This window comes from Agromyces sp. GL_144, from assembly GCF_057834305.1.
In genome coordinates, this window is sequence record NZ_CM174399.1 from 1,197,984 (window position 1) to 1,224,573 (window position 26,590).

Genomic DNA, 26,590 nt, shown 5'->3' on the forward strand with positions numbered 1-26,590 from the left:
ATCAGGATGCGCGTGCGACGCGCCGTCCGCGGAGCGACGCAGGCCGGCGTGTCGCCGCTCCATCCTGAATTGCGCACGGCTGCCACGCCCCGTCGGCTGCCACGCCCGTCAGCGGCAGAGCAGGGTTCAGCCGGCGACGAGCAGGTCCGCGACGCGGCCGAGGGCGTCTGGCACGAGCCGGTAGTAGGCCCAGGTGCCGCGCTTGCTCCGGCTGAGGAAACCGGCGTTGGTCAGGATCTTGAGGTGATGCGACACGGTGGGCTGGCTGAGTCCGACGGGCTCGATGAGGTCGCACACGCAGGCCTCCTGGTCGGCCGACGCGGCGACGATCGAGAGCAGTCGGAGCCGTGTCGGGTCGGCGAGGGCCTTCATCGTGGCGGCGAGCGCCTCGGCGTCGTCGGCTCCGAGCGGCTCGCGCACGAGCGGTGCGCAGCAGGTCGCCGCGCTGATGTCGGTGAGCTCGAGCAATGTCATGCATCGACAGTATTCGATATTGACAGGCTTCGATAGATCTGGTCATACTCAAGGCATCGAAGTTCATCGATATGAGGGAGCAGATGGTGACGCTGTTGGAGACTCCGCGGGTGCCGGTCGTCGAGCGGACGGCGGCACTGCCCGTCGTGATCATCGGGGCCGGCCCGATCGGGTTGGCGGCCGCCGCGAACTTCGTCGAACGCGGCATCGACTTCACCGTGCTCGAGGCCGGTGACCGGGTGGCCGACAGCGTGCAGGCCTGGGGCCATACGCGCCTGTTCTCGCCGTGGCGGCATCTCGTCGATCCGGCATCGCGTCGGCTCCTCGAGGCCGAGGCCGAGGCCGGAGTGGTGGCCGCGGCCGGCCCGCGCTGGAGCCTGCCCGATCCCGATCTCGCGCCGACCGGCGCCGAGCTGATCGAGGCCTACCTGCTGCCGCTGTCGCGCGTGGCGTCGATCTCCTCCCGCATCCGCACGGGGGTCGAGGTCGTCGCGGTCTCGCGCGACGGCATGGACCGCACGCGCAGCACCGGTCGGGCCGCCACGCCGTTCGTGGTCCGGGTCCGAACCTCGCAGGGACTCGAGGAACTCCAGGCCCGCGCCGTCATCGACGCCTCCGGCACGTACCGCTCGCCGAATCCGCTGGGCTCCACCGGGCTCGAGCTGCTCGGCCTCGCCGAGATCGCCGATCGGGTGCACCCCGCCCTGCCCGACGTGCTCGGTCGCGACCGGGCGAGCTTCGCGGGTCGGCACACGACCGTGGTCGGCGCCGGGCACTCGGCGGCCAACACCCTCGTGAAGCTCGTGCAGCTCGCTCGCGAGGAGCCGGGCACGACGGTCACCTGGCTCATCCGCAATGCGCAGGCTGCGCGCGTCTCCTCCTCCGACGATGACGAGCTGGCCGACCGCGCGAGGTTGGGCGGTCGCGTGGCCGCCGCGGTCGCCCGCGGCGACGTACGGGTCGTCGATCGGTTCGAGATCGTGCGGGCACGCCGAACCGGCGAGGCAGGCGAGGCCGGCGAGGCCGGCGAGACCGGCGAGGCCGGCGACGGCGTCGAACTCGTCGGTCACCGCGACGGCGAGCTCGTCACGCACGCGACCGACCTCGTGGTCAACGCGACGGGCTTCCGCCCCGACCTCGAGCCGTTGCGCGAGATCCGGCTCGACCTCGACGAGGTCGTCGAGGCGCCCGCGCGGCTCGCCCCGCTCATCGATCCGAACCTGCACTCCTGCGGCACCGTCGAACCGCACGGGTTCGCCGAGCTGCGGCATCCGGAGCACGGATTCTTCATCGTCGGCATGAAATCCTATGGACGTGCGCCGACGTTCCTGCTGGCCACCGGGTACGAGCAGGTGCGGTCCGTCGCGGCCTGGCTCGCGGGCGACCTGGACTCGGCGTCGAAGGTCGAGCTCGTGCTCCCGGCGACCGGCGTGTGCTCGACCGGAACCGCATCCGCATCCGGAACCGCATCCGCATGCGGAACCGCATCCGCGCAGAGCTGCTGCGCATGACCGAGAGGGAGACCGCCGACATGAACGAGACCCCGAGCGTGCTGTTCGTCTGCGTGCACAATGCCGGGCGGTCGCAGATGGCGGCCGGGTACCTGCGCGAGCTGGCCGACGGCCGCATCGAGGTGCGCTCGGCCGGCTCGGAGCCGAAGGACGAGATCAACCCGATCGCCGTCGAGGCGATGGCCGAGCACGGCGTCGACATCACGGGCAACACGCCGAAGATCCTCACGGTCGACGCGGTGCGCGAGTCCGACGTGGTGATCACGATGGGATGCGGTGACGCGTGCCCGATCTTCCCCGGCAAGCGCTACGAGGACTGGGAGCTCGACGACCCCGCCGGGCAGGGCATCGAGGCGGTGCGGCCGATCCGCGACGAGATCCGCGCGCGCGTCGAGGCGCTCATCGCCGAACTGCTGCCCGAGGCGCCGTAGGGCGAGCGCCCGAGCGAGCGGATGCCTCGAGCCGACCTCTCGCGTCGTGCTGCGCCGGCTCGTGGCATCCGTCGTCGCTCGACAGCTGTCGCGAATTCAGGAGATCGCGACCGTCGGCGGCGTGTCGCGCGATGCCGTGCGGCGTGTCGTTCGCGCGTCCTGAGTTGGCGACGCCGGCACCGCCGGGGCGACGCACGGCCGGGATGTCGCACGGCCTCGGCGGCCGGAAGCCCGGCCGGACTCCGACACTGATGCTGCAGCGGGGTCAGTGTCTGAGTCACGCCGTGCAGGCACGAGACAGGGACCATGGGCGCGTCGGCTTGCCCGAGATTCGAAGATGTGTTCGAATGCAGGTATGCGTTGGAGCGGGCAGCAACTCGGGGTCGATCAGGCCGGCACGTTGCCCGGGCTCGCGCGGCTGAACAATCTCGTGCGGTCGGTGCAGACGCCCGAGTTCGCGGGCATCACGTTCCACGAGGTGCTCGCCAAGTCGGCGCTGAACCACGTGCCGGGCGCCTCGTCGATGCCCTTCACCTGGACGGTGAACCCCTACCGGGGCTGCAGCCATGCTTGCGTCTATTGCATAGACCCCGACACGCAGATCGCGATGAGCGATGGACGCGAGAAGCCGCTCTGGGCGGTCGAGGTCGGCGACGAGATTCTGGGGACCCGTGTCGAAGGCCGTTATCGCCGCTACACGCCGGCGAAGGTGCTCGCGAAGTGGTCGACGTACAAGCCCGCCTACCGCATCACGCTTGGCGACGGCACGCAGATGGTCGCGAGCGGCGATCATCGGTTCCTGACCGAGCGCGGCTGGAAGCACGTCACCGGCGCCATGAGCGGCCCAGGCCAGCGGCCATATCTGACGACCGGCAATTCGCTCATGGGCTTCGGTCGCTCCGGCATCCGAAGCCAGATCTCGGCTGAGTCGGCGAGCACGACTCGGCTTGCCGCCGCAGACACGACGTTGGGCAAGCTCGCGATCGCGGGGGCCGCGATCAAGAGCAGCGCCGACCTTCGCGTGGTCTCGATCGAGCCGCTCGGCGGCGAGCGCGAGTTGATGGACATCACCACGACCACCGGTGACTTCATCGCAAACGGTGTGGTGAGCCACAATTGCTTCGCCCGGCCGACGCACACCTACCTCGACCTCGACGCGGGCGACGACTTCGATCGGCAGATCATCGTCAAGGTGAACGTGGCCGAGGTGCTCACGGGTGAACTGGCGAAGCGGTCGTGGCGGCACGAGCCCGTCGCGCTCGGCACGAACACCGATCCGTACCAGCGGGCCGAGGGGCGATACAAGCTCATGCCGGGCATCATCGACGCGTTCGCGTCGAGCGGCACGCCGTTCAGCATCCTCACGAAGGGCACGCTGCTGCGACGCGACCTTGCACAGATCGCGGATGCCGCGGGGCTCGTGCCCGTCGACCTCGCGATGTCGATCGCCGTGTACGACGACGAACTGCAGCAGGCCATCGAACCGGGCACCCCCACGACGAAGGCGCGGCTGGCGACGGTCACGGCCGTGCGCGAGGCGGGGCTCGACTGCAGCGTGTTCCTCATGCCGATCCTTCCCTACCTCACCGACACGCGGGCGCACCTCGATGAGGCGCTGCGGCAGATCAAGGCGGCCGGCGCCACGAGCGTCGTGTACTCGGCCCTGCATCTGCGGCCAGGAGTCAAGACGTGGTTCATGCAGTGGCTGGCTCGCGAGCACCCAGAACTCGAGCAGCAGTACCGCTCGATGTACTACGGCCAGAACAGCTACGCACCCAAGGAGTACCGCAAGTGGCTCGCCGCCCGAGTCTCGCCGCTGGTGCGCGCGCACGGGCTCGAGCGCGGCAGAGAAGACCCGGTCACCGGGGGAGTCCGGTCGGCGGCGACGAGGTTCGAGCGACACGCACCGCAGGCCGCGTTCCCGGCAGACCCCGCCGCCCTGTTCTGACCTGCCGGCCCGTCAGACCCCGAGCGGATGCCGCGGCGCGGCCAGATCGCGCAGCATCGCCGCGCTTGCGCAGATGTTCGGTTCGCGTCAACGGCTTGCGCCCCGCAGCACTGAAGCTGACATAATCCGGTGAACCGGTGCATTTCCCGATTGCACCGGCGCTGAACCCGGAGGACGCCGATGACGCTTGGGCTGCCCGGCGACCTCTCGCGCGACTCCGTGGGGCGCGCCATCGTGCACGCCGGCCACGTCGGCGCATGGGTGTACCTCGCCATGGGCGGCCTGACCTCGGTGGCGATGGCGCTGACCGGCATGGTGTCGTCGTGGGTCGCGGCGTCGCTGGCAGCCGCCATGGCCGCGCTGCTCGTGCTCGTGTCGTTGCATCGCACGGTGCTCACCACGCTCGTCTACCTCGTGCTCGGCGGGGCCGCGACGGTCGGCCTGACCGTGCTGGCGATGGACCCGGTGTACGCGCTCGGCACCACGAACAACTCGATCGTCGCGATCCCGTGCGTGGCGCTGGTGCTCGTCGGCGGCGCCGGATCCGGATCCATCACGGCGATCGCGTGGGTGCTCACCGGCCTCGGCGTCGGCCAGGCCGCGACCTGGATCGGAGCAGGGTTCGCCGACGCCCCGTTCGCCGTCAACGTCGCCGCCGTCGGCACGGCGGCGTTCGTGATCCTGATCCGCAGCTTCGACGGCCTCACGCGCCGAGCCGGGCTGCGCCGTGAGACCGAGCTCGTGCACGCCAACGTGAGCGCCCGCGAGGCCGTCGCCCGCCGCGACCACGAGCTCGAGGCGATCACGAGCCTGCACGACATCTCGATGGGGCACCTGCTGGCGATCGCATCGGCGGGCTCGGGTCCGATCGACGAACGCCGGCGCGCCGACATCCGCCAGGATCTCGAGCTCGTCATCGGCCGCGACTGGATCGACGCACACGGCTCGGGCGCGACCGCGCCGACCGGCGACGCAGACCGCACCGCAACCGGCGACCGCACCGCAACCGGCGACCGCAGCGCAACCGGCACCGCCACCGGCAACGCAACGGGCACGGGCGACGCCACCGGCGACGAACGCAACCGAGGCGGCGCGAGCCGAGCACGCGATGCCGACGTGCCAGCCCACCCCGACGCCCTCCCGACCCTCGACCATGCGTTCACGGCGGCGGCCGAAGAGGGCCTCGACGTGCAGATGACGGGAGACCTCGCCGTGCTCGGCGTGCTCGGCCCCGAGCGTGCGGCCGACCTCGACGACGCCGTCGCGGAGTGCCTGCGCAACGTCGTGCGACATGCCGCGGTGCGGGAGGCCGAACTGCTCCTGGGGCACGGCGGCGGCGAGGTGACGGTCGCGGTCATGGACGCGGGGGTCGGCTTCGATCCCGAGCTGGTTCCGGCCGACCGGCGAGGCATCCGCATCGGGGTGCAGCAGCGGGTCGAGCGGCACGGCGGGTCGGCGCGCGTGTGGTCGGCCATCGGCGTGGGCACCACGGTCGTACTGACGGTTCCGGAGGGCGGATCGTGAGCACCAGGCGACTGACCCAGCAGGACATCGACCCGATCGCGGGCGTCACGTCGGCGGCCATCGCGCCGCTCGGCGGCGCCGTGGCGACGGCGATCGCCATCGCGCTGACGGTCGCGCACTGGTCGGAGGTGCAGTCCGAGATGGCCGCAGTCGCCGCGATCGTGCTCGTCGCGTTCGCGGGAACGCTCGCGACGTTCGCGACCAGGCCCGAGCGGGCACCCGTCACGCCCGAGCGCCTCTGGGTCGTCGTCGTGGTGGGCGTGGGGGCGGCGGTCGCCGAGTACCTCAGCACGATCGGACACGACCGGTACCTCTACGACGACTTCGGGCCGCTCGTGATCGGCATCCTCGTGATCACGTTCGCGCCGTTCTGCAACTGGCTCTCGCTGCTCGCGGCGGGGGTGCTCTCGTCGGCCGTGCTCTCGGTGCTCATCGCCGGAGCGGTGAACCCCACGTGGGGCGGCATCCCGCTGGGGTCGATGATCTTCGTGTTCGTCGCGCCGACGCTCGTCGCCACGTCGGCGGCCGCCGGGTACTCGTGGGCGATCGTGCAGGTCACGCTCGAGTGGCAACGCAAGGCGAACCAGGTCGTGCTGGCCCGCGACGCCGAACTGCGGGCGGGCCTCGCGAGATCGTACGATCACGGCCGGGTCGCCGTGCTGCGCCACGAGGTGCTGCCGTTCCTCGCGGGCATGCTGCGGGTCGAGCGGGTGTCGGTCGCCGATGCCGACCGGGCGCGGCACCTGGCGGAGTCGCTGCGCACGGCGCTGACGAACGAGATCGCCTCGACCTGGCTCGGCGACCTCGCGGCCGAGCTCGAGCGGCGTCGCGGCATCGAGGTCGTCGTCGTCGATCCGGCGTCGGCCGCGTCGAACCTGCACGAGGGCCAGCGTGCCGCGCTGACCGCGCTCATGTCGTGGCTCGCGGGCGAGGGCCGCGCGAGCGCGCTGCGCGTCGAGGTGAGCGTGGTTCCGAATGAGCGCGGGGCGATCCACGGTCGCGTCGTGGTGTTCGAGGTGCTCGGCCCCTTCGGCAGCGAACCGCCGCAGCGACGCGAACTCGAGCGGTTCGCCTCGGTCGCCCGTGCGGTCGGCCTGGTCGCCCAGTCCGAGATCACGGAGGAGAATGTCAGGGTGGAGTTGCGTCATGAGATCAGTTGAGCCCCGACAGCCCCGACAGGCCCGACCGCTGCTGAGTCCCGGCGCCGGCCCGAGCACCAGCACCCGCCCCGGCCCTAGCCCGAGCCTCGAGGCCGGGGTCGCCTGATGGCGAAGCTGTACTTCCGCTACGGAGCGATGAACTCGGGCAAGTCCACGGCCCTGCTGCAGGCCGCGTTCAACTACGAAGAGCGCGGGCACAGCGTGCTGCTCGCCAAGCCCGCGGTCGACACCAAGGGCGACCGCGACATCGTGTCGCGGCTCGGCGTGGTGCGCGAGGTCGACTTCGTGATCGCCCCCGACGCGAACGTGCGCGACCTGTTCGAGCAGCACCGCTCGATCGTGGCCGCCGAGACGGGCCGCGACGTGAGTTGCCTGCTCATCGACGAGGCGCAGTTCCTCACGTCCGAACAGGCCGACGACCTGCTGCGCATCGCGCTCATCGAGGGCGTTCCGGTGCTCGCGTACGGCATCCGCACCGACTTCCAGACGGTCGCGTTCCCGGGCAGCCGGCGCCTGCTCGAGATCGCGCACAGCCTCGAGGAGCTCAAGACGATCTGCCGTTGCGGCCGCAAGGCGATCTTCAACGGCCGAACCATCGACGGCCGATTCGTGTTCGACGGCGACCAGGTCGCGATCGACGGCGAGGCCGTCACCTACGAGTCGCTCTGCGGCGTCTGCTACCTCGAGGAGTCGGGCGGCGTGCTCAACGGCCGCCACTGACGCCAGACACCCGGCCGCCCAGCCCGCCATCCGAGCGGATGCCGCGACCCGGCGTCAGACCCGCGGCGTCGGCGTGACCACCTGCGCCGTGTTCGCGGCCGCGGCGGCCAGGTCGATCGAGGTCGGCTTGGGGATGCGCTGCCGGCCGACGAGCAGCGCCAGCGCGATGCCGAGGGCGCACCAGATGCCCATGGCGACCGACGACCAGGCGAGCGCCGAGGCGACGGCGTCGGAGGCCGCGGCGCCGGCGTCGGTCTGCCGCGTGCCCACCGAGGTGTAGACGGATGCCACGACCGCGGTCATCACGGCGGCTCCGACGTAGCGCGCCATGTTCGAGATGCCAGACGCCGCGCCGACCTCGTTCGCGTCGACGCAGGCGGTCGAGATCGACGAGGCGGGTCCGTTCTGCAGGCTCATGCCGGCGGCGACGCCGATGAGCGGCAGCACGAACAGCCCGTAGACCCATGAGGCGTCGACGAAGGCGAGTCCGGCGAACGACACGGTCATGATCACGAAGCCGAGGGCGATGGTGCCGCGGGCACCGATCTTCGAGACGACGGGCGCGATCACGGGCGCGAGCACGACGGCGGTCGCGGCCACGGGCAGGGTCGCGAGGCCGGTCTCCATGGGCGAGAGCGCGAGCGTCGACGGGTCCTGGAAGTAGAGGCTGACGACGAACATGATGCCGTTGATCGTGCCGGAGCCGAGCAGGATCGCGAGCGTCGAGCCCACGAGGATCTTGTTGCGCAGCAGCGCGAGATCCAGCAGGGGCGCCTTGACCCGGCGTTCGACCGCGACGAACGCGAAGATCGCGGCGACCGAGACGGCGAAGCATCCGATCGTCTGCCAGGAGGCCCAGCCCCAGGCGGAACCGTTGGTGAGTCCGAAGATGAGCGGTGCGAGGATCGCGGCGATCAGCACGGTGCCGCCGATGTCGATGGAGCGCGAGCGCTTGGGGTCGCGCGATTCGAGCACCCGGGCCATCGCGATGGGGATGCAGATCGCGGCGATCACGGCGTCGATCCAGAAGAGGCCCTGCCATCCGGTGGTGGAGGCGAGCACGCCGCCGATGAGCGGGCCGGCGGCGGCGCCGATCGCGGAGGCCGCACCCCAGAGGGTCACGGCTCGAAGTTGCGCCTTGCCGGTGTTCGCGGCGGCGATGAGGCTCATGCCGCTCGCGAGGATCGCGGCGCCCGCGGCGCCCTGGATGCAGCGCCCGGCGATGACGAGGGCGCCGTCGGGCGCGAGGGCGATCATCGCGCAGGAGAGCACGAAGAGCGCGAGGCCGAGCAGGAAGATGCGGCGGCGGCCGAACACATCGGCGAGGGCGCCCGAGGTGACGATGGTCGCGGCGCCCACGAGCGAGTACCCGGTCACGGCCCATTGCAGGGTCTCGATGGGCGTGCCGGTGTCCTCGGAGATCGCCGGCAGCAGGATCGAGACGGCCGAGGTGTTCGCGTTGACCACGAGCGTCGAGATGCAGGTGACGAGCAGCGTGGCGCCCGCCGCCTTGGCGGCGATCGAGGCCGCCGGAGCCTCCGCGTCGTTTCCGGTCATGAGTTCCCCTTCGTCGGGCACCGCACCGCGCCGCGCGAACGCGGCTCCATGCCGAGAACTGTAGACCTTCAGCCGAGGCTGACGACAGCAGCGATGAGCGTGCCGTTGAACACCAGGTGCGCGACGATCGCGCCGCCGAGGCGCCCGGTCGTGACGGCCAGGGCCCCGGTCGCGAGCCCGAGCACGAGTGCGCCGGTGAAGGTCGTCCACGCGGCGGCCGCCGACATGGCGCCTCCGACGGCGAGGTGGGCGAGTGCGAACACGAGCGCGCTCACGATGACGGCGACGGATGCCGCGAACCGGCCGCTCCCGTCGGCCCGGCCGCCCCGCGCCTTCGCCCGCGCGACGGCCCGCAGCACGAGCCCGCGGTAGAAGACCTCCTCGATGAAGGGGCCGAGCACGATGGGCGCGAGGATCACGCCGAACCAGAACGCGAACCCCTCGGGCAGCACGAGCACCGCGCCCGAGAGCGAGCTGCGACCGGTGGCCGCGAGCTCGATGAGGGTGACGACGCCGCGCGCGAGCAGGCCGATGCCGGCACCCCAGAGCAGGTCGAGCCAGGTGAACCCCAGCCCGAAGTCCCGCCCGCGCGAGTGGCGCCCGCGCGAGGCATCCGCGATGCAGAGCACGAGCACGAGCGGCACCCAGACGGCGAGGTAGGCGCCGAGCACCTGCACCCATTCGTCGATGACGACGGTGCGCGTCAGCCACGACCAGCCGAGCGAGGCGAGGGTCGCGAGGAGGATGCCGATCGCGGCATCCGTCGCTCCCCAGCGCTGCCCGGCGGCGTCGAACACTCCGAATGGGGGAGTGTCGGTTGTTGACAGGCCCCCATTGCGCGGGGCATGTTGAGAGGGTGCCACGGGGCCTAGCGTAACCGTGTCGCGATTCAGCACGCTGTGGGGACGGGGACTGAACAACGTGGAGCTACGCGATTACATCCGCATCCTGCGGCAGAGCTGGGTGTTGATCGTGTTGCTCACGCTCCTCGGCGTCGCCGCCGGCGCCGTCTACTCGATCGCCCAGACGCCGCTCTACAGCTCGTCGGCGAAGGTGTTCGTGTCGACCTCGAACGGCGGCACGATCGGCGAGATGGCGCAGGGCAACGCCTATACGCAGAACCGCGTGAAGACCTACGCCGACCTGGCGACGACGCCCATCGTGCTGCTGCCGACGATCGCCGAGCTGCAGCTCGACATGACGAGCGACCAGCTCGCGGCCGAGGTCACGGCCAACTCGCTCGTCGACACGTCGATCATCGAGATCACGGTGACCGACGAGGATCCGGCGCTCGCGGCCCAGGTCGCCACCGGCGTGTCCGAGAGCCTGACCGCGGTCGTGGCCTCGATCGAGACGACCGGCGCGACCGATGCCGACGGCAATCCGGTCGAGGCATCCCCGGTGCGCTTGACGCTCGTGCAGCACGCCGCGGTGCCGCAGAAGCCCGTGAGCCCGAACGTGCCGCTGAACATCGCGCTCGGCGGGCTCATCGGCCTCGCGCTCGGCATCGGCGCGGCGGTGCTGCGCGAGACGCTCGACACCCGCATCCGCAACGAGCGCGACATCGAGCTCGTCACAGACACCCCGGTCATCGGCGGCATCGTGTTCGATCCGAAGGCGAAGGACCGCCCGCTCATCGTGCACGCCGATCCGCATTCGCCGCGGGCCGAGTCGTTCCGCGCGCTGCGCACGAACCTGCAGTTCCTCGACGCGGCCCGGCCCGAGCGCTCGTTCGTGGTGACCTCGTCGATCGAGTCCGAGGGCAAGTCCACGACGGCCGCGAACCTGGCCATCGCGCTGGCGGATGCCGGTGCGCGGGTGCTGCTCGTCGACGCCGACCTGCGACGCCCGAAGGTCGCCTCGTATCTCGGCATCGAGGGTGCCGTGGGCCTCACCGACCTGCTCATCGGGCGCGCCGAGCTGCAGGACGTGATCCAGCCATGGGGCCGCGGTCAGCTCTACGTGCTGCCGGCCGGCCGGGTGCCCCCGAACCCGAGCGAGCTGCTCGGTTCCACGGCCATGGCCGACACGATCGCGGAGCTCAACCGGGCCTTCGACGTCGTGCTCTTCGATGCCCCGCCGCTGCTTCCGGTGACGGATGCCGCGGTGCTGTCGCGTGCCGCCGGTGGGGCGATCCTCGTGGTCGCCGTCGGGCGCGTGCACAAGGGCCAGGTCAGGGGTGCGTTCTCGGTGCTCGAGAACGTGGACGCGAAGGTCTCGGGCATCGTGCTTACGATGCTGCCGACCCGCGGCCCCGACGCATACGGCTACGGCAAGTACGGCTATGGCTACGGATACGGCTACGGGTACACCCCGACGCCCGAGGCGCAGCAGTCGAGGCAGCCGCGACAGACCGGGCAGGCCGGGCAGACCGCGCAGCACGGGCAGTCGGCCGGGCAGCCGAACCCGGACCCCTCGCCCGCACCGAGCACCGAACCGGTGGGCGGCGCGTGAACGTGCTCGTCGTCTGCACCGGCAACATCTGCAGGTCGCCCATGGCCGAGCAGATGCTCGTCGAGCGCCTGGCCGCGGCCGGCATCGACGACGTGCAGGTGTCGAGCGCCGGCACGCACGCCCTCACCGGGCAGCCGATGACCCCCGAGGCCGCGGCGCAGTCGGCGCGATACGGCGCCGACCCGGCCGGCCACGTCGCCCGGCAGTTGACCGAGCAGCTCGTGCAGGGCGCCGACCTCGTGCTCACGGCGACGCGGGCCCACCGCGCCGAGGTCGCCGAGCTCGTGCCGCGCGCGGCCCGTCGCGCCTACACGCTGCGCGAGTTCGCGCGCCTGCTCGCCTTCCTCGCCGACGAGGGCAGCCTCGCCGACGAGGGCGCGTTCGACCCGAGCGCTCCCGAACCCGAATCCGGCTCCACCTCCCGCCTGCAGCGGGCGACGGATGCCGCAGCCAGATCCCGTGGCTTCGCCCCACCGCCGTCCGACCCGACCGACGACGACATCCTCGATCCGTACCGCGCTCCCGACGCGGTCTACGACGAGGCCGGCCGACTCATCGACCAAGCCATCGATCAACTCGTGTCCGCGCTCGCTGCTCCATCGGTTTCGGATGGCCGCCGTGGCTCGTAACGAGAACCCGCACGCGCGCCATGTCACGGCCCCCTGGGCGGTGGCGGCGATCGTCGTGTTCGTGCTCGTCGATGCGGCGCTCGTCTGGTGGGCGGTCGCCTCGGTGCGCTCCGACACGGGTTCGCCGCAGGGCGAGGTGCTGCCGACCCTTCCGCCGGTGACGTCGACGCCGCCGTCGACGCCCGACCCGACCGCCGCGCCCGCGTCGGGCGGCGCCGGTGCATCGGTGGCACGGCCGACGGTGGTGCTGGCCGCGCTGAACCTGAACCTCGCCTACCGCGGCACGGTCGGCAGCTGCCCCGATGCCGCCGCGACGCTCGAGGTCACGACCGACGGCGGCGCGACCTGGTCGCCGGCCAACCTCGAGGGGCTCAGCGACCTGCAGTCGATCGAGCCGGGCGAGGCCGACATCGTCACGATGGTCGCCCGCGACCCCGGTTCGTGCGGCGTCGCGCGCTACCGCAGCTTCGTGCAGGGCGCCGACTGGGAGGCGACCGACCAGCTCGAGCCCACCTGGTACCTCGACGGCGAGCAGGTCGTCGGGCCAGGCGCGGCATCCACGCCCTGCGACGGATCGCCCGCGCAGGTCGCGGCGACGTCGATCGACGCGGCGGCCGTGCTCTGCGACTCGGGCGCGGTGCTCACGACGAGCGACTCGGGCGTCACCTGGGTCGACGCGCAGGCACCGGCGGGCGCCGTGGCGATCGCGTCGGCGCCCGAGGGCTATCTGGTCGCGGTCGCGGGTGACGGCTGTCGCGGCATCCGCGTTGCTTTGCTTGTAGCGGATGCCTCGACCGGCGGATGCCTCGAGGCCGACGTCGCGGCGGGCACGACGGTCATCGACGTGGCCTCCGACGGCACCGTGTGGGCGTGGACCGGGGGAGTGCTCGCGCGTTCGGCGGACGGGGGCGCCACATGGTGATGCGCCGGTTCTATGCGGCGGCGACGCTGACCACGACGGCGTGGGCGGCCAAGCTCGCGTCGCGCGTGCGCATCACCGACCTGCTCGTGCTGCTGTGGGTCGTGTTCGGCACGCAGATCGCGTGGGTCGGCATCGACTACAACACTCCCGGATACGGCGGGTCTCGCGGCGACATCGAGATCAGCTACACCATCGTGTCGATCATCATCGTCGCGGCCTGGATGCTCGCGCTCGAGCTCTACGACACCCGGTCGCCGCGCGTGCTCGGCCTCGGATCGCAGGAGTATCGCGCCGTCGCCGACGCCACGGTGCGCCTGTTCGGGCTCGTCGCGATCGTGGCGTTCCTCTTCAAGATCGACATCGGGCGCGGGTACATCCTCATCTCGTTCCCGCTCGGCGTGCTCGTGCTCATGTTCTCGCGGTGGATGTGGCGGCAGTGGCTCGGCGTCATGCGCCAGCGGGGCGAGTACTCGTCGCGGGTGCTGCTCGTCGGCTCCGAGGCATCCGTCACCGTGATCGCCCGCGAGCTCGAGCGCATGCCCCAGGCCGGATACCGCGTGGCCGGCGCCTGCCTGCCCGGCCACGGTGAGCCGTACCTGCCGGGCACGAACATTCCGGTGGAGTACGGCATGCAGCACGCGCTCGCCGTCATGCGCGATTTCGGCGCCGACACGGTGATCATCACGAGCTCCGACGAGCTCGGGCCCGAGCGCGTACGCGAACTCAGCTGGGGCCTCATTCCGGGCGCCGAGCACCTCGTGGTCGCCCCGAGCCTCATCGACATCGGCGGCCCCCGCATCCACACCCGGCCGGTGGCCGGCCTGCCGCTCATGCACGTGGAGACGCCGAAGTTCGAGGGCCGCAAGCTCGTCGCCAAGCGCGTGTTCGACCTCATCGTCGCGTTCGCGCTGGTCGTACTGCTCTCGCCGCTCTTCGTGGTGCTCGCCGTGATGGTGAAGCTCTCGTCGCCCGGGCCGGTGTTCTACCGGCAGGAGCGCGTCGGGCTGAAGGGAAGCCCCTTTACGATGCTGAAGTTCCGTTCCATGAGCGACGGCGCCGACGCGCAGCTCGCCGGTCTGCTCGCCGCGAACGGAACCGATACGGCACCGCTGTTCAAGGTGCAGAATGACCCGCGCGTCACGCGCATCGGACGCGTGCTGCGCAAGTACTCGCTCGACGAGTTGCCTCAGCTGTTCAACGTGCTGCACGGCACGATGAGCCTCGTCGGCCCGAGGCCGCAGCGCCGGGCCGAGGTTGCGCTCTACGAGGGTGCGGCCGGTCGCCGGCTCTTCGTACAGCCGGGCATGACCGGCCTCTGGCAGGTGAGCGGGCGATCAACCTTGTCGTGGGAGCAGAGTGTGCGGCTCGACCTCTATTACGTGGAGAACTGGTCCGTAACTGGAGATGTAACCATTCTGGTACGCACCTTTCGGGCTGTCGTCAACCCCGGTGGGAGCGCCCTATGAGCAAGGGGGATGCCGTCACGAACCAACAGGCACTGGACCTCGACATCGTGATCGTCACATATGGAAGGAGCGACCTTGTCAGGGACTGCCTCGACTCGCTCGTGTCCGCCATGCCACAGATCAAGACCCGTGTGCTCGTCGTCGACAATGACTCGCCTGATGACACTCCGGATGTCGTCGAGCGCGAGTATCCAAATGTTCACCTAACCCGGCGTGCGGGAAATGATGGATTCGCCGTCGCGAACAACGCTGCCCTTCGGACATCCGTATCCACATACGCGCTGCTGCTCAACCCCGATACCCGGGTAGAACCCGGGACGATCGATCATCTGGTCGACGTTCTGGAGCGCGAACCCGATATTGGCATGATCGGATGCCGACTGTTGACGGCAGACGGAACGCTCGACCATGCGGCCAAGAGAAGCATCCCCTCCGTTGCAATGGCGGCGAAGTACTTCGTGCTCCGCTCGGTCGGGCGTACCGGTTCGGACTACGTGCGGCCCGACGTGGCTATCGACGCGGTGGCGGATGTGGATGCAGTTAATGGCGCTTTCATGCTGGTGCGAAGCGCTGCCCTCGCCGAAGTTGGCCTTCTCGATGAGCGCTACTGGATGTATGCCGAAGACCTCGACTGGTGTGTGCGCTTCCGAAAGGCAGGGTGGCGGGTCGTCTATGACGGACGCGTGATCGCGCACCACTTGAAGGGTGGAAGCTCCGATGGCCCTCGGCGGATGCCCCTCAACTACCAGTTCCATCGAAGCATGGCGCTGTTCTATCTCCGCCACTTGCGTTCCAGGAGCACGATCTTCGATGTCTTCGTCGTGGCGGCGATCTGGGTCAGATTTGGCGTCTCGACGCTGCTGAACACATTGAACCGAGCAAAAGGTCGGCTTCGCGAGGTCTCGCATGGCTGACACCGTCAGTGTGGTATTGCCCACATACAACCGACTCCACGTCCTTCCGCGAGCCATCGACAGCGTGCTCGGTCAGACGGTGCCGGTCGCCGAACTCATCGTCGTTGACGATGGTTCGACAGACGGCACGGTCGAGTATCTGATCGAGCGTGCTCGCACCGACCCGAGAATTCGGATTCTGGTCGCGCCCCACGCTGGGGCGGCGGCGGCGCGCAACCGGGGAATCGACGCAGCACGAAGCGATTACATCGCGTTCCAAGACAGTGATGACTTGTGGGAGTCGGACTTCGTTGAGCGATTGTTGCCGCATGTCGCCGGGAGATCCCACGTGATCGCGTTCGTATCGCATCGCGTGCGTCTTCGAGACGGATCGGAGAGGGTCGTTCCGGCAGCGCCTATCAGGCGTCCCGAGCAGGAGTTGCTGTATCGGAGCATCGCTTCGACGCAGACCCTCATGATCCCGTCCGTGCAGTTGCGCGATCGATCGTTCGATGGCGAACTTCATCGGTTTCAGGATTGGGATCTCTGCCTGACCTTGCTCGAACAAGGCGGGATCAGGTTCATTCACGAGCCGACGGTTGCCGCAACGCTGTATCGGCTCGAGGACAGCATCTCCGAGGGCAGCACGACGTTACGATCGGCAAGCCTTCGCCGGATCCTGCGTCGGCACGCGAGACTCTTCGTACGACACCCCGCCGCGTTGGCCAGGCTCATCGTGCGCGCGTACCTGCGACCGGGCATCGCGTCACGTGGCTCTGCCTCCAGCGGACGGCGCAACGCACCCGCTTCGGATGCGAGGGCATCATGAGCACCATGGCGGTTCGCGAGACGGAGGCGGAAGGTTCAACGGCGTTGTCAACGCGAGCCGCCGCGGGCATCTCGATCTCGGTGGTGGTGGCCGTCCTCGGCGCATTGCTCAGCTATAAGATCGACGGACGCTTTGCGCTGTCGAACGTTGCGCAGATCTTCGCCCTCGTAGTGCTGTTCGTTTCGGTGCCCAGGCTCCTGCGATCGAAAGACGTGCTCTTCATACTTCTCGGCCTTGCCGGAGTTCTTCTGGCCGCAGTACATGTTTCGGAGGCGTATCGCTACGCGATAGCGCCCGAGTTCACTGGCTACTACCTTTCTGCGGCGATCTGGCTCGTCGGTGTTTACCGAGCGTGTCACGAGCACGGCGCGACTCCTGCGGTCGCTCGTGGGTTCAAATGGGCTATTCCGCTTGCCCTCGTGTACCTCCTGGTGCAGTTGGGCCTGGACTTCTCGGTCGGCACCGACCGCCGGCGACTCGGTTTCGACGACAAGTCGCATGCCTCCGTTTACGCCAGCTTCCTCGCGTTCGCGGCTTTACGATTTCTCCCAGGCCGAGGTCGGCTCCTCGTCTCGTTGGCCTTCTTCATACTTGCGTTTCTGACGATCTCGCGCCTCCCGTTCGTTTTCGCTCCGGTGTACGTGCTTGCGTTCCTCGTTGAGTACCGGAAGGTGCGCGCCGAGGCACGCACCCCACTCGACGTCTACATCGCACATCTCACACTCGCCGGAACGATCCTGACACCGCTCATCCTTGCCGCGAGGGCCGCCGGATTCTTCCGCTCTTTTGAACGCGTTTTCGATTCGGGCGACTACACGAACGCATCGACGACCGCGCATCTCTTGCTGCTCCAGTACGCCGTCGAGTTGAAGGTCGAGAGCCTGGGCAATTTCTTACTGGGCGTCACACCCGGCGGCTTCGCCGGGGTGCTGTACCGAAGCCGCATCGATGTGAGCGAGTTCTCGAGCATCGATCCGCCAGGCTATGAGAAGTTGATGGAGGGAACGGCGCCGATGCACTCGAGCCTGGGGTCGATCATGCTCGAGTTCCCGATTTGGGTGTCGATCTCGTATCTCGTCCTGGTCGGTTGGGCGCTCATCCGCCTCTACCGCAACCGTGAATGGGTCATGATGTGGTTCCTCGTAGGCTTTTTCGCGGCCACACTGTTCTATAGCAGCCAGACCGAGCTGTACTTCTGCGTGGCGTGGACCGGCATCATCTCCGTCGCGGCGAGCGCAGGAGGTCCGAGAGCTGCCGACGACGTCCGTGCCCGCGCTAATGTTCGACAATCAGCCGTTCCCGTCCCACGCAGGGCACGATGAACGCCGCGAGTTCCTCGGACCGTCGACCCGTCGTCCATGTCTGGCTGAGCGGGCAGAGCGACAATGTGGGTGACTCGATGTTGCGTCGCATTTACGCTGATCGTCTGCGTCGCATGGGTCGACTCATGGTGTGGGCGGGGAATCCGGCGGCCGGTTATGTGGCCGGGCTGCGGCTCGAACCGGGTGAGGTCGCGACCGGGTGGTTCAGGTGGAGTGCGAGCTTCGCCCGTTCCGCGGCGAAGGGCGACGCCGTGTTCGCATTCAACGCGGGTGAATTCGTGCCGACCCGCCGGTACTTCGCTGGGGCCGTGACGCTGCTGCCCGCCATCCTCCTGCATCGTGCTCGTGGAGGACGGATCGTTTGGCTCGGAGCCGGGGTCCGGCGCACGTTGCCGGGCTTCACCTGGCCGTTCTCGCTGATCGCAAGATGGAGCGATCCGTTGCGCTGGCGGGATGCGAGATCGGCACAGCTCATGGGACGTGGCGGCACGATGCCAGATTGGGCTTTCGCGTCGGGCGACGATCGCTCACGCAGTGCCGAGAACGGAACTCCGCCGGCACCTCATCGGCACAGCCTGGCCATCGCACTCCGTGGAGACCGGCCGCCGCCAACGGATCGCTGGATCGGGGCTGTACGTTCCGTCGCCGCTCGACTCGGCTTGGAGATTGTGGTTGTCGTGCAGGTCGCACGCGATCAGGCGCCTGGCCAAGCGCTCGCAGCCCGGCTCGATTCGCGGCTGCACTCGTGGATCACCGATGACCATTGGGACCAGGAGCAGTCGGTACGAGCGGTGTATCGCGAGGCTCGGATCATTCTTTCGGACCGGTTGCACGCACTGGTGATGGGAGCAACCGAAGGGGCAGTGCCGATTGGGTGGTGCGAATCCACGAGCGACAAAATCGCACGACACTTCGATCAGGTCGAGGCAGGCTGGGTGGCCCCGAACTGGATGGACCCGAGCGGCCTGCTCGATGGTCTTGACGACGATCGGCTGGCCGAGCTCGAGGTGGCCACGCGCAGCGTCATCGTCTCTGCGCGTTCCGAGATTCGCGATGTCGGGAAAGAGTTGACGGATCATGCCGAGGTGAGAACGATTCGGGTCCTGCACACGCTGCCCGCGCCCGACGGGACGACCCGATACGTTGACCATATGATCGGGAGTGCGACGCCTGATGTGCGCGTGCTGACCTTCTCCTGGTCGCATGCGCTTCTCGGGCGCTACGACGTACTGCATGTGCACTGGCCGGAGTACCTCGCTCGCCACAGCACGCGCACCGGCACCCTCGCCAAGACGATCGCGCTGCGTCTGCTCCTGTTGCGACTCGCGCTGCGCAGGACGCCTATCGTGCGCACGGTGCACAACACGGTCCCGCATGAGCGCGGATCCGCCCGCGAGCAGAGGATGCTCGATGCGATCGACCGTCGTACCGCCCTGTGGATTCGACTCAATCCGACCACCGTACTCGCCGACGGAGTCCGTACGATGGATATCCCGCATGGTCACTACCGCTCGGTCTACGGGGCGTCGGAGCGGCGACCGGTTCCAGGTCGGATCCTTCAGTTCGGCCTCCTCCGGCCTTACAAGGGCGTGGAATCGCTCATCGCCGCGTTTCGCAGCTTGGATGATCCGACGACGAGCCTTCGGATCGTCGGACGGCCGTACTCGGTCGAGTACGGCGAAGATCTTCGCAGTGCCTGCGAAGGAGCTGACGGCATTCGATTGAGGCTCGAGTTCGTGCCAGACGCCGAGCTCGCCGAGCAAGTGCGCGCGGCTGAACTCGTGGTTCTGCCGTACACCGAGATGCACAACTCTGGGGCGATCCTGGTGGCACTCTCGCTCGGCACTCCCGTTCTTGCCCCCAGGACGCCGGCGAACGAGTCGCTCGCCGACGAGATCGGTGACGGGTGGGTACATCTCTTCGACGGCACGGTCAACGCCCAGACTCTTCGCACCACGCTCCTCGCGCTGCGGTCCGCGGAACGACCACCGCCGGACCTTTCAGATCGGGACTGGTCGGTCGTCGGGCTGCGTCACCGGGCTGCGTATGCCGAAGCGCTGAAAGTGCGGTTCGAATGAGTTCACAGCCGCTCGCCACGGTCGCCGCCCGAGGAGCCGTCGTTACGCTCGCGGGCCAGATCATCCGGCTTCTCGTCCAACTCCTCGGGATCATCATCCTGGCCAGGATGCTCCGTCCCGAGGACTTCGGAATCGTGGTCATGGTAGCTGCCGTCATCGGGATCGGCGAGTTAGTTCGCGACTTCGGTCTCTCGAACGCCGCGATTCAGACTCCTCATTTGAGTCGACGACAACGGGACGCACTCTTCTGGATCAACACGGGGCTCGGCGTTGTACTCGCCGTACTCACCGTGGTCGCGGCGCCGCTGCTCTCAGCCCTCTACGGGGATGCTCGCCTGACCGCCGTCACACAAGCGTTGGCGGTCGTTTTCCTGCTCAACGGGTTCGCCACGCAGCATCGTGCCGGCCTAGCGCGGTCGTTGAGATTCACGGTGCTCGCGGTGGTGGACTCCGTTGCTCCGGCCGTGGGTCTCGGTGCGGCCATGGTAGCCGCGCTCGTCGGTTGGGCATACTGGGCCCTCGTCGTCCAACAGGTCGTGATCGCCTTCGTGGGCGCGGTGTCGGTGATCGTGCTCGGCGGCTGGGCGCCTGGATTCCCGAGGCGAACTAGCGGGCTCCGGCCCCTCCTCGGGTACGGTCTGAACCTCCTTGGTGCCCAACTGGTCACCTACGTCGGACGCAACGCGGACTCGGTGGTCATTGGCGTGCGATTCGGCGCGCAGCAGCTCGGTATCTATGACCGTGCCTTCCAACTCGTGACTGCACCGCTCAACCAAGTGCAGGCGCCTGCCTCGAAGGTCGCGGTTCCCGTCTTGTCGAGGCTGCAGGGCGAGCAGGAGCGGTATCGGGCGTTCCTGCTCTTGGGCCAGTCCATCTTGCTGCATGCGCTGATGCCGCTCTTCTTCCTTGGGGCGGCCGTCGCGGTGCCGCTCATCACCGTGTTACTCGGCTCCTCCTGGATGCAGAGCGCGCCGGTGTTCCAGATTCTCACTGTCGCAGCGACCGCAAGGATCGCCGGCTACGCAACGTTCTGGGTGGGGTTATCGAAGGGGCTCACCCGCGTGTCGCTCTACGTTGCCCTGATCACCACCCCTCTCCTCATCGTGGCGGTGATCATCGGGTCGAGTTTCGGGATCGTGGGTGTGGCGGCCGGCTTCGCGATCGTGAACCTCGTCATGTGGCCCGTCGGCGTTTTCATGTACGGACGACTCGCTGCTGCGCCCGCGGGAGCCCTGTTCTCAAACGGGGTCGTTGCGTTCGTCGGCTACGGTGTTCCGGCGGTCGCGGCGTTCTGCCTGACGCTCTGGGTCACTCCCGAGCTGGATGATTGGGGGACGATCGCAATCGGTGCGGCCGGGTATCTCATGGTGTTCGCGATCGGGTTGCTCTGCTGGCCCAGACTGCGCCGCGATGCCCTGAGCGTAGTGCACAGCGGCCGGCACCTGCGGCGCTACGTGTCGAGTTGAGCCGCCGGCAGGTTTCGCCCAGCCAGGGCGATCGCTCGGGGTACGTTCGCTTCGAGAGTCGTCCGTGCCGCAGCATCCGAGAGCAGCGCCACGAGCCGAGCATGCAGCGCATCGGCTAACGGTGCTCCGGGAGTCATCCAGTACGTGAGCCCGAGGAGCTCGTACAGGCCGGACACCTTGTCTTGGTAAGACAATGTGATCGCCGGCGTACGAGCGACCGCGCAGAGGATCATGAAGTGCATCCGGCCGCTCACGGCCGCATCGGCGAGCCGCGTCGCGCGGACGAGATCAGGCGGGGGGATGAGGTCCTCCTGCTGGAAGAGGTGCGGCGAGGGTTCGATGGACTCCGCGATCTCGCGTTCGAACGTCAGATCGTTCGAGGTGCCGCTCGTGTCGTGGGGGATGAAGGCGAACGAGAGACCGGACCCAAGGCCCTGCTTCACAAGCCGCCGGTACGCTGCGAGCTGGTCCGGATACCAGCGCTCGAGGAAGGGGTTCGCATTCACCAGGATGATGCGACGCCCGGCTTGTCGTTGCTCGCGTATCCAGCGCTCGAGTGCGGAGTCTCCGGGCCGAGGCCTCGTGAGGAACGCGAGGTCGGCGACGTCATGGACGCGGATCGCTCCGTCGGCGATGATGCGGTCTCGGGAGCCCTGGTCCCGCATTAGATAGTCGACGAACCGTGCCGAACGACGCATTTCGCCCAACGCCTGCGGTGTCGGGTGACTGTTCCAACTGAATCCGAGGATCCGTGTGCGGACGCCGGATCGCGCTACCTGCCGAGCCGTCCGGAAGCGCCGCACCGAAGAAGGATTGCTGTAGACGCCGTCCATCGTGTCGGCGCCGATGAACGACACGCTCGCGGCGGTTCGGGCCAGCTTCAGGAAGCTCAGCAACTGCGGGAGGCGCCGAGCTGGAGATCCGTAGAGCAGGTTCGGCAGGTAGAGGTACTCGACGTCCCGGTCGTCGATCACATGGAGAAGGTCCGAGCGTCGGCGTGCGACGACGGTGACCGGTTCCTCGACGTTGCGGACGAAGGCCTGATACATCGCCTCGTCGCCGACACTTCCGCCGCCCGGACCCGTGACCAGGACGTGGCGGTTCCCCGTCTCTACTCGATTCGACCCGGCGCGCACCGCGGTGGTGATGACCGCCTCGACCGATCGCTCGAGTAGAAGAGCCGTGTTCCGTAGCCGTGTCCGCACGCGTCTCACGGTAGGGGTTGGAAGTCGTCCCTGCCGGTGCACGCGCGGAGCGTCGCCATCGAGACATGTCCGGTGCTCCCGATTTCGCTGGGCGATCGGGCTACGCTACTGATCGTGACGCCGTCTTCCGGGGGTTCGGAGTCGTCGGGTCCGGACCATGGGGATGGGGCATCCGGCCGGCGCCATGAGTCGAGCCGTTCGCACGGGTCGAGTTCGAGCGGGTCGAGCCGATCGCACAGCTCCAGCTCCAGCTCGGGTTCCAGCTCGAGCAGCCGGTCGCACGGCTCCGGCGCGAGTTCAGGTTCGAGCTCAGGCCGGTCGCACGGCTCCAGCTCAGGATCCCGTTCGAGTTCCAGTTCAGGCTCCGGCCGCTCGCACCACCACCATCGCTCGAGCAAGGCGCGGCGGGCCAAGCGCCGAAAGCGCATCATCACCTGGTCGATCGTCGGCGTGCTCGCGCTGCTCGTGTTCTGCGTGGCGTGGGTGGGCATCCGCGGGTTCCTCGCCGTGGGCGAGTTGCAGGCCGCCGTGCCGCTCGCGAAGACCGCGCAGCAGCAGGTCGTCGCGGGCGACGCGAAGGCGGCGCAGAAGACCGCCGACGAACTGGCCGGGCACGCGGCATCCGCTGCCTCGTTGACGGGCGACCCGATCTGGCGCGGGGCCGAGGTTCTGCCGGGCGTCGGACCCAACCTCGAGGTCATGCGCGTGGTCGCGGCATCCGTCGATCGCATCGCGCGCGACGCCGTCGTGCCGCTCGCGACGAGCGCGGGGGCCATCGACCTGGCGTCGTTCGCGCCCGTCGACGGCCGCATCGACCTGCAGCCGATGATCGACCTGCAGATGCCGGTGCACGGGGCGCGCGTCGCGTTCGACAGCGCCGACGCGGCCCTCGCAACCGTGCAGGGCGCCGCGGTCATCGGTCCGCTGGCCGACGCGCGCGACGAGCTCACGACCCTCGTCGCCGACGGCGGGGCAACGGTCGGCGGCCTCGACCGCGCCGTGCGCCTGCTGCCGTCGATGCTCGGCGCCGACGGGCCGCGCGACACGCTGCTGCTGTTCCAGAACAACGCCGAGCTGCGCTCGAGCGGCGGCATTCCGGGCTCCCTCGCGATCGTGCACGCCGACGGCGGTGCCGTGTCGATGACGCAGCAGGCCGGCACGCGCGACTTCCCGCCGTTCGCCGAGCCGGTCATCGACCTGCCCGCCGACACCCTGGCGCTCTGGAGCGAGAACACCGCCCGGTACATCCAGGACGTGAACTTCACGCCGCAGTTCTCGCTCAGCGCGACCATCGCGCGCGAGATGTGGCGGCTCCAGTTCGGCACCGAGGTGCAGTCGGTCGTGGCCGTCGACCCCGTGATGCTGAGCTACCTGCTGCGCGCCACCGGGCCGATCACGCTCGCCACCGGCGAGCAGCTCACGAGCGAGAACGCCGTGCAGTTCCTGCTGAGCGACGTGTACGCGAACTACCCGGTGTCGCAGCAGGACGCGATCTTCGCGGATGCCGCGGCCGCCGCGTTCCGCGCCCTCACCACCGGCGGACTCGACTCGCAGACGCTCATCGAGGCGCTCACGCAGGCGGGCGCCGAGCGGCGCATCCTCGTCTGGAACGCGGATGCGCAGGAGCAGGCGATCCTCGCCGACACCACGCTCGCCGGCGGACTGCCCGAGAGCGACCAGGCGACGCAGAACTTCGGCGTGTACCTCAACGACCAGACCGGTTCGAAGATGGACCCGTACCTCGACGTGCAGGTCGGCGCGGCCACCGCGGTGTGCCGCAACGACGGCCTGCCGAACTACGAGATCGTCGTGAAGCTCACGAACACGGCGCCGGCGGATGCCGCGACCAGCCTGCCCGAGTACGTCACCGGTGGCGGCGTCTACGGCACCCCGCCCGGCTCGATCAGCACGACCGTGCACGTCTACAGCGCCCGCGGCACGTACAACCTCGGGGTCGCGTTGAACGGCGATCCGACGAAGTACCGGCCGGCCACCGACGCCGGCTACGAGGTGAGCAAGGTCACCTCGCGGCTCGCGCCGGGGGAGAGCGCCGAGTACCGGTTCGGCTTCCTCGGCGGCGAAGCGGGCGAAAAGCTTACGGCCATCGAGTCGACGCCGCTCGTTTACACGCCCGAAACATTAGGGGTCGCGCTTTCCTGTGAATCTGCCCTATGGTGAGACGGTGTCACCTTTTCGGAAGGGTGGCATCTCCGGGGGGTTTCCGAAATGCGTCCCTCGGTGTCATGAAGCACTACGAGGGGTAACGCAATCATGATCCGAAAGATTCTGGCGACCGTCGTGGTCGCCGCGGCTGCGATCATCGCCGTTCCGGCAGCGGCCAACGCCGCCGAGGAGCCGACGGCCGGCTACGTCGGGCAGGGCACGAACATCACGCTCACCGTCGGCGAGGTCGGCACCATGGTGTTCAGCGGCCTCACCGCGAGCACGCCGTCGACGGCCACCGCCGACGACCTCGTGACGCTGGCCGTGCTCAAGGCCTCCACGGCCTCGAAGCCCACCGATGCTTCGGGCACGGTGTCGTACGACATGTCCTCGAACACGGTCGGCACGTACACGATCTCGGCGACCGCGGGCGAGTCCGTCGCGACCGGCACGCTCACCGTGGTGGCTGCGACACCCGCGGTGCCCGCCGACTCGGCGGGAGGCATCGCCGCGACCGGCTACGACATGCCGGTGCTGTGGCTCTGGATCGGCGGCGGAGCGCTGCTGCTCGGTGCCGCCCTCATCGTGGTGCTGACCACGGTGCGACGCGCACGCAACCAGTCCTGATCACCCCACGGCGTCGGGCCGCGAAGCCCCTCTGCGCGCGGTGACCGCACCACGGATGCCCGGATCGGCCGATCCGGGCATCCGGCGTGCCCGGCCACGGGGCGCGGCGCCGGGCTCGCGCGTCGTCGGCGTCGACATCGCGCGGGGGCTCGCGCTCATCGGCATGTTCGTCGCGCATGTCGCCCCGGCGGTCGACGATGCGGGCGTCGCGGCGCTCATCGCCGTCGCCGACGAACGCCCCCGGCTGCTCTTCGCCCTGACGGCCGGCATCGGCCTCGGCCTCATCTCGGGCGGCACCCGGCCGACCGCCGAACCCCGGGCACGCGGCATCCTTCGGCGGCAGATCGCCATTCGCGCCGTGATCCTCATCGCCCTCGGCGTGCTCATCGCGGCCACGCTGCATCCGCTCGTGTTCATCATCCTCGACGTGTACGGGGTGGCGTTCCTGCTCATGCTGCCGCTCTTGTTCGTGCCGCCGCGCGTTGCGCTCGGGCTCGGCATCGGGTTGCTCGCCGTCACGCCGGCGCTCGCCGCGATGGCCGCCGCCACCCCGTTCGTCGACGACGTGCGGCAGACCCCGATGGTGTTTCTCGCGGACTGGGTCGTGAGCGGCGCCTACCCGGTCATCATCTGGGTGCCGGTGATGCTCATCGGCCTCGCGATCGCGCGCCTCGACCTCGGCTCCCGGCCCACCGTCGCCGTCACGGGACTCGCCGGTGCCGCCGCGGCCTGCATCGCGCTGCCGCTGGCGTCGACGCTGCCCTCGCCGTTCCTGGTGGCGGATGCCGCGTGGTCGGTGCCCCTGCGCGCCTCGCTCGAGACCTTCGGCAACACGGGGGTCGCCGCCGCGGTCGTGGCCGTGCTGCTCGCGCTCACCGCGTTCACGGCGCCCGCCGTGCGCCGCGTCAGCGTGGCGCTGACCTCGCCGATCGCCGCGATGGGCGGCATGCCCCTCACCATCTACACGCTGCACCTCGTGGTCATCGCGCTCGCCAAGCAGACCGAGCCCGACACCGGCATCGTGACGGATGACTCGTGGCCGCTGCTCGTCGGCCTCGTCGTCGGATCCATGGTCTTCGCCTGGCTCTGGCGCCGCTTCATCGGCCGCGGACCGCTCGAGTGGGCGCTGCGGTGGGCGAGTGGGCGGGCCCGGCAGGACACCCCGCGCGGGTCCGAGCCGCCGGCATGACGCCGGCACGAGGCATCCGCTC

At 69.1% G+C, this 26,590-nt stretch carries 23 protein-coding genes; 18 read left to right on the top strand and 5 right to left on the bottom strand.

Annotated features, from left to right (window positions below; genetic code table 11):
- Positions 1-126: 126 nt before the first annotated feature.
- Positions 127-474: a metalloregulator ArsR/SmtB family transcription factor gene (locus AC3IPY_RS05360; protein WP_489187191.1), complete on the bottom strand. Its 348-nt coding sequence runs from the start codon at positions 472-474 to the stop codon at positions 127-129.
- Between the two features lie 83 nt (positions 475-557).
- On the opposite strand from AC3IPY_RS05360, the gene AC3IPY_RS05365 reads away from it, so the two are divergent.
- The 6 genes from AC3IPY_RS05365 to AC3IPY_RS05390 all read left to right on the top strand — a co-directional run bounded on the left by AC3IPY_RS05365 (position 558) and on the right by AC3IPY_RS05390 (position 7,768).
- A complete protein-coding gene (locus tag AC3IPY_RS05365) occupies positions 558-1,985 on the top strand; it encodes an FAD-dependent oxidoreductase (RefSeq protein WP_489187193.1) in 1,428 nt (475 codons plus the stop codon).
- Between the two features lie 20 nt (positions 1,986-2,005).
- Entirely contained in the window at positions 2,006-2,416 is a 411-nt protein-coding gene (locus AC3IPY_RS05370) for an arsenate reductase ArsC (protein ID WP_489188248.1), read from the top strand.
- 355 nt (positions 2,417-2,771) lie between these two features.
- Positions 2,772-4,364, top strand: coding sequence for an Rv2578c family radical SAM protein (locus AC3IPY_RS05375; protein WP_489187195.1), 1,593 nt, complete (start codon positions 2,772-2,774; stop codon positions 4,362-4,364).
- Between the two features lie 180 nt (positions 4,365-4,544).
- Complete coding sequence (locus AC3IPY_RS05380) at positions 4,545-5,888, top strand: sensor histidine kinase (protein ID WP_489187197.1); 1,344 nt, start codon at positions 4,545-4,547, stop codon at positions 5,886-5,888.
- Positions 5,885-7,048 carry a hypothetical protein gene (locus tag AC3IPY_RS05385; protein ID WP_489187199.1) on the top strand — a complete coding sequence of 388 codons (1,164 nt, stop codon included), beginning with the start codon at positions 5,885-5,887 and terminating at the stop codon, positions 7,046-7,048. The genes AC3IPY_RS05380 and AC3IPY_RS05385 overlap by 4 nt, the downstream gene beginning before the upstream one ends.
- A gap of 105 nt (positions 7,049-7,153) precedes the next feature.
- A complete protein-coding gene (locus tag AC3IPY_RS05390) occupies positions 7,154-7,768 on the top strand; it encodes a thymidine kinase (protein ID WP_489187200.1) in 615 nt (204 codons plus the stop codon).
- Positions 7,769-7,822: 54 nt separating this feature from the next.
- Here AC3IPY_RS05390 and AC3IPY_RS05395 read toward each other — a convergent pair whose 3' ends face one another.
- On the bottom strand, positions 7,823-9,325 hold the full coding sequence (locus AC3IPY_RS05395; RefSeq protein ID WP_489187201.1) for an MFS transporter: 1,503 nt from the start codon (positions 9,323-9,325) through the stop codon (positions 7,823-7,825).
- Positions 9,326-9,393: 68 nt separating this feature from the next.
- Positions 9,394-10,122, bottom strand: coding sequence for a CPBP family intramembrane glutamic endopeptidase (locus AC3IPY_RS05400; RefSeq protein WP_489187202.1), 729 nt, complete (start codon positions 10,120-10,122; stop codon positions 9,394-9,396).
- A 124-nt stretch (positions 10,123-10,246) separates the two neighbouring features.
- Between AC3IPY_RS05400 and AC3IPY_RS05405 the strand changes: the two genes are divergently transcribed.
- The 9 genes from AC3IPY_RS05405 to AC3IPY_RS05445 are packed head-to-tail and all read left to right on the top strand — an operon-like array spanning position 10,247 to position 21,384.
- Positions 10,247-11,779: a tyrosine-protein kinase domain-containing protein gene (locus tag AC3IPY_RS05405; protein WP_489187204.1), complete on the top strand. Its 1,533-nt coding sequence runs from the start codon at positions 10,247-10,249 to the stop codon at positions 11,777-11,779.
- The gene (locus AC3IPY_RS05410) at positions 11,776-12,408 is read left to right on the top strand and encodes an arsenate reductase/protein-tyrosine-phosphatase family protein (protein ID WP_489187206.1); all 633 of its coding nucleotides are present in this window, start codon (positions 11,776-11,778) and stop codon (positions 12,406-12,408) included. Before AC3IPY_RS05405 ends, AC3IPY_RS05410 begins: the two co-directional genes overlap by 4 nt.
- Complete coding sequence (locus AC3IPY_RS05415) at positions 12,398-13,330, top strand: beta propeller repeat protein (protein ID WP_489187207.1); 933 nt, start codon at positions 12,398-12,400, stop codon at positions 13,328-13,330. The genes AC3IPY_RS05410 and AC3IPY_RS05415 overlap by 11 nt, the downstream gene beginning before the upstream one ends.
- Positions 13,324-14,796 carry a sugar transferase gene (locus AC3IPY_RS05420; RefSeq protein WP_489187208.1) on the top strand — a complete coding sequence of 491 codons (1,473 nt, stop codon included), beginning with the start codon at positions 13,324-13,326 and terminating at the stop codon, positions 14,794-14,796. The genes AC3IPY_RS05415 and AC3IPY_RS05420 overlap by 7 nt, the downstream gene beginning before the upstream one ends.
- The gene (locus AC3IPY_RS05425) at positions 14,793-15,710 is read left to right on the top strand and encodes a glycosyltransferase family 2 protein (RefSeq protein ID WP_489187210.1); all 918 of its coding nucleotides are present in this window, start codon (positions 14,793-14,795) and stop codon (positions 15,708-15,710) included. Before AC3IPY_RS05420 ends, AC3IPY_RS05425 begins: the two co-directional genes overlap by 4 nt.
- Positions 15,703-16,518 carry a glycosyltransferase gene (locus tag AC3IPY_RS05430; RefSeq protein WP_489187212.1) on the top strand — a complete coding sequence of 272 codons (816 nt, stop codon included), beginning with the start codon at positions 15,703-15,705 and terminating at the stop codon, positions 16,516-16,518. The genes AC3IPY_RS05425 and AC3IPY_RS05430 overlap by 8 nt, the downstream gene beginning before the upstream one ends.
- 5 nt (positions 16,519-16,523) lie before the next feature.
- Positions 16,524-17,840: a hypothetical protein gene (locus tag AC3IPY_RS05435; RefSeq protein WP_489187213.1), complete on the top strand. Its 1,317-nt coding sequence runs from the start codon at positions 16,524-16,526 to the stop codon at positions 17,838-17,840.
- Positions 17,837-19,918: a glycosyltransferase gene (locus AC3IPY_RS05440; protein ID WP_489187214.1), complete on the top strand. Its 2,082-nt coding sequence runs from the start codon at positions 17,837-17,839 to the stop codon at positions 19,916-19,918. Before AC3IPY_RS05435 ends, AC3IPY_RS05440 begins: the two co-directional genes overlap by 4 nt.
- Positions 19,915-21,384 carry a lipopolysaccharide biosynthesis protein gene (locus AC3IPY_RS05445; protein ID WP_489187215.1) on the top strand — a complete coding sequence of 490 codons (1,470 nt, stop codon included), beginning with the start codon at positions 19,915-19,917 and terminating at the stop codon, positions 21,382-21,384. Before AC3IPY_RS05440 ends, AC3IPY_RS05445 begins: the two co-directional genes overlap by 4 nt.
- Here the strand turns inward: AC3IPY_RS05445 and AC3IPY_RS05450 are convergent.
- Positions 21,369-22,433, bottom strand: coding sequence for a polysaccharide pyruvyl transferase family protein (locus tag AC3IPY_RS05450; protein ID WP_489187216.1), 1,065 nt, complete (start codon positions 22,431-22,433; stop codon positions 21,369-21,371). The two genes, AC3IPY_RS05445 and AC3IPY_RS05450, sit on opposite strands and share 16 nt — an antisense overlap.
- Positions 22,434-22,594: 161 nt before the next feature.
- On the bottom strand, positions 22,595-23,080 hold the full coding sequence (locus AC3IPY_RS05455) for a hypothetical protein (RefSeq protein ID WP_489187217.1): 486 nt from the start codon (positions 23,078-23,080) through the stop codon (positions 22,595-22,597).
- On the opposite strand from AC3IPY_RS05455, the gene AC3IPY_RS05460 reads away from it, so the two are divergent.
- From AC3IPY_RS05460 to AC3IPY_RS05470, 3 genes are all read left to right on the top strand, one after another.
- Entirely contained in the window at positions 23,040-24,767 is a 1,728-nt protein-coding gene (locus AC3IPY_RS05460) for a DUF4012 domain-containing protein (RefSeq protein ID WP_489187218.1), read from the top strand. The genes AC3IPY_RS05455 and AC3IPY_RS05460 overlap by 41 nt on opposite strands.
- A 93-nt stretch (positions 24,768-24,860) precedes the next feature.
- Positions 24,861-25,379, top strand: coding sequence for a hypothetical protein (locus tag AC3IPY_RS05465; RefSeq protein ID WP_489187219.1), 519 nt, complete (start codon positions 24,861-24,863; stop codon positions 25,377-25,379).
- Between the two features lie 40 nt (positions 25,380-25,419).
- Positions 25,420-26,568, top strand: coding sequence for a heparan-alpha-glucosaminide N-acetyltransferase domain-containing protein (locus AC3IPY_RS05470; RefSeq protein WP_489187220.1), 1,149 nt, complete (start codon positions 25,420-25,422; stop codon positions 26,566-26,568).
- Positions 26,569-26,590: the final 22 nt, after the last annotated feature.

What these genes read in the sequence shown, in the direction of transcription:
- AC3IPY_RS05360 (WP_489187191.1), bottom strand. Translation starts at nt 474, where the DNA reads ATGACATTGCTCGAGCTCACCGACATCAGCGCGGCGACCTGCTGCGCA.
- AC3IPY_RS05365 (WP_489187193.1), top strand. Translation starts at nt 558, where the DNA reads ATGGTGACGCTGTTGGAGACTCCGCGGGTGCCGGTCGTCGAGCGGACG.
- AC3IPY_RS05370 (WP_489188248.1), top strand. Translation starts at nt 2,006, where the DNA reads ATGAACGAGACCCCGAGCGTGCTGTTCGTCTGCGTGCACAATGCCGGG.
- AC3IPY_RS05375 (WP_489187195.1), top strand. Translation starts at nt 2,772, where the DNA reads ATGCGTTGGAGCGGGCAGCAACTCGGGGTCGATCAGGCCGGCACGTTG.
- AC3IPY_RS05380 (WP_489187197.1), top strand. Translation starts at nt 4,545, where the DNA reads ATGACGCTTGGGCTGCCCGGCGACCTCTCGCGCGACTCCGTGGGGCGC.
- AC3IPY_RS05390 (WP_489187200.1), top strand. Translation starts at nt 7,154, where the DNA reads ATGGCGAAGCTGTACTTCCGCTACGGAGCGATGAACTCGGGCAAGTCC.
- AC3IPY_RS05395 (WP_489187201.1), bottom strand. Translation starts at nt 9,325, where the DNA reads ATGACCGGAAACGACGCGGAGGCTCCGGCGGCCTCGATCGCCGCCAAG.
- AC3IPY_RS05420 (WP_489187208.1), top strand. Translation starts at nt 13,324, where the DNA reads ATGGTGATGCGCCGGTTCTATGCGGCGGCGACGCTGACCACGACGGCG.
- AC3IPY_RS05425 (WP_489187210.1), top strand. Translation starts at nt 14,793, where the DNA reads ATGAGCAAGGGGGATGCCGTCACGAACCAACAGGCACTGGACCTCGAC.
- AC3IPY_RS05430 (WP_489187212.1), top strand. Translation starts at nt 15,703, where the DNA reads ATGGCTGACACCGTCAGTGTGGTATTGCCCACATACAACCGACTCCAC.
- AC3IPY_RS05435 (WP_489187213.1), top strand. Translation starts at nt 16,524, where the DNA reads ATGGCGGTTCGCGAGACGGAGGCGGAAGGTTCAACGGCGTTGTCAACG.
- AC3IPY_RS05440 (WP_489187214.1), top strand. Translation starts at nt 17,837, where the DNA reads ATGAACGCCGCGAGTTCCTCGGACCGTCGACCCGTCGTCCATGTCTGG.
- AC3IPY_RS05445 (WP_489187215.1), top strand. Translation starts at nt 19,915, where the DNA reads ATGAGTTCACAGCCGCTCGCCACGGTCGCCGCCCGAGGAGCCGTCGTT.
- AC3IPY_RS05450 (WP_489187216.1), bottom strand. Translation starts at nt 22,433, where the DNA reads ATGTATCAGGCCTTCGTCCGCAACGTCGAGGAACCGGTCACCGTCGTC.
- AC3IPY_RS05455 (WP_489187217.1), bottom strand. Translation starts at nt 23,080, where the DNA reads ATGCCCACCCACGCCACGCAGAACACGAGCAGCGCGAGCACGCCGACG.
- AC3IPY_RS05465 (WP_489187219.1), top strand. Translation starts at nt 24,861, where the DNA reads ATGATCCGAAAGATTCTGGCGACCGTCGTGGTCGCCGCGGCTGCGATC.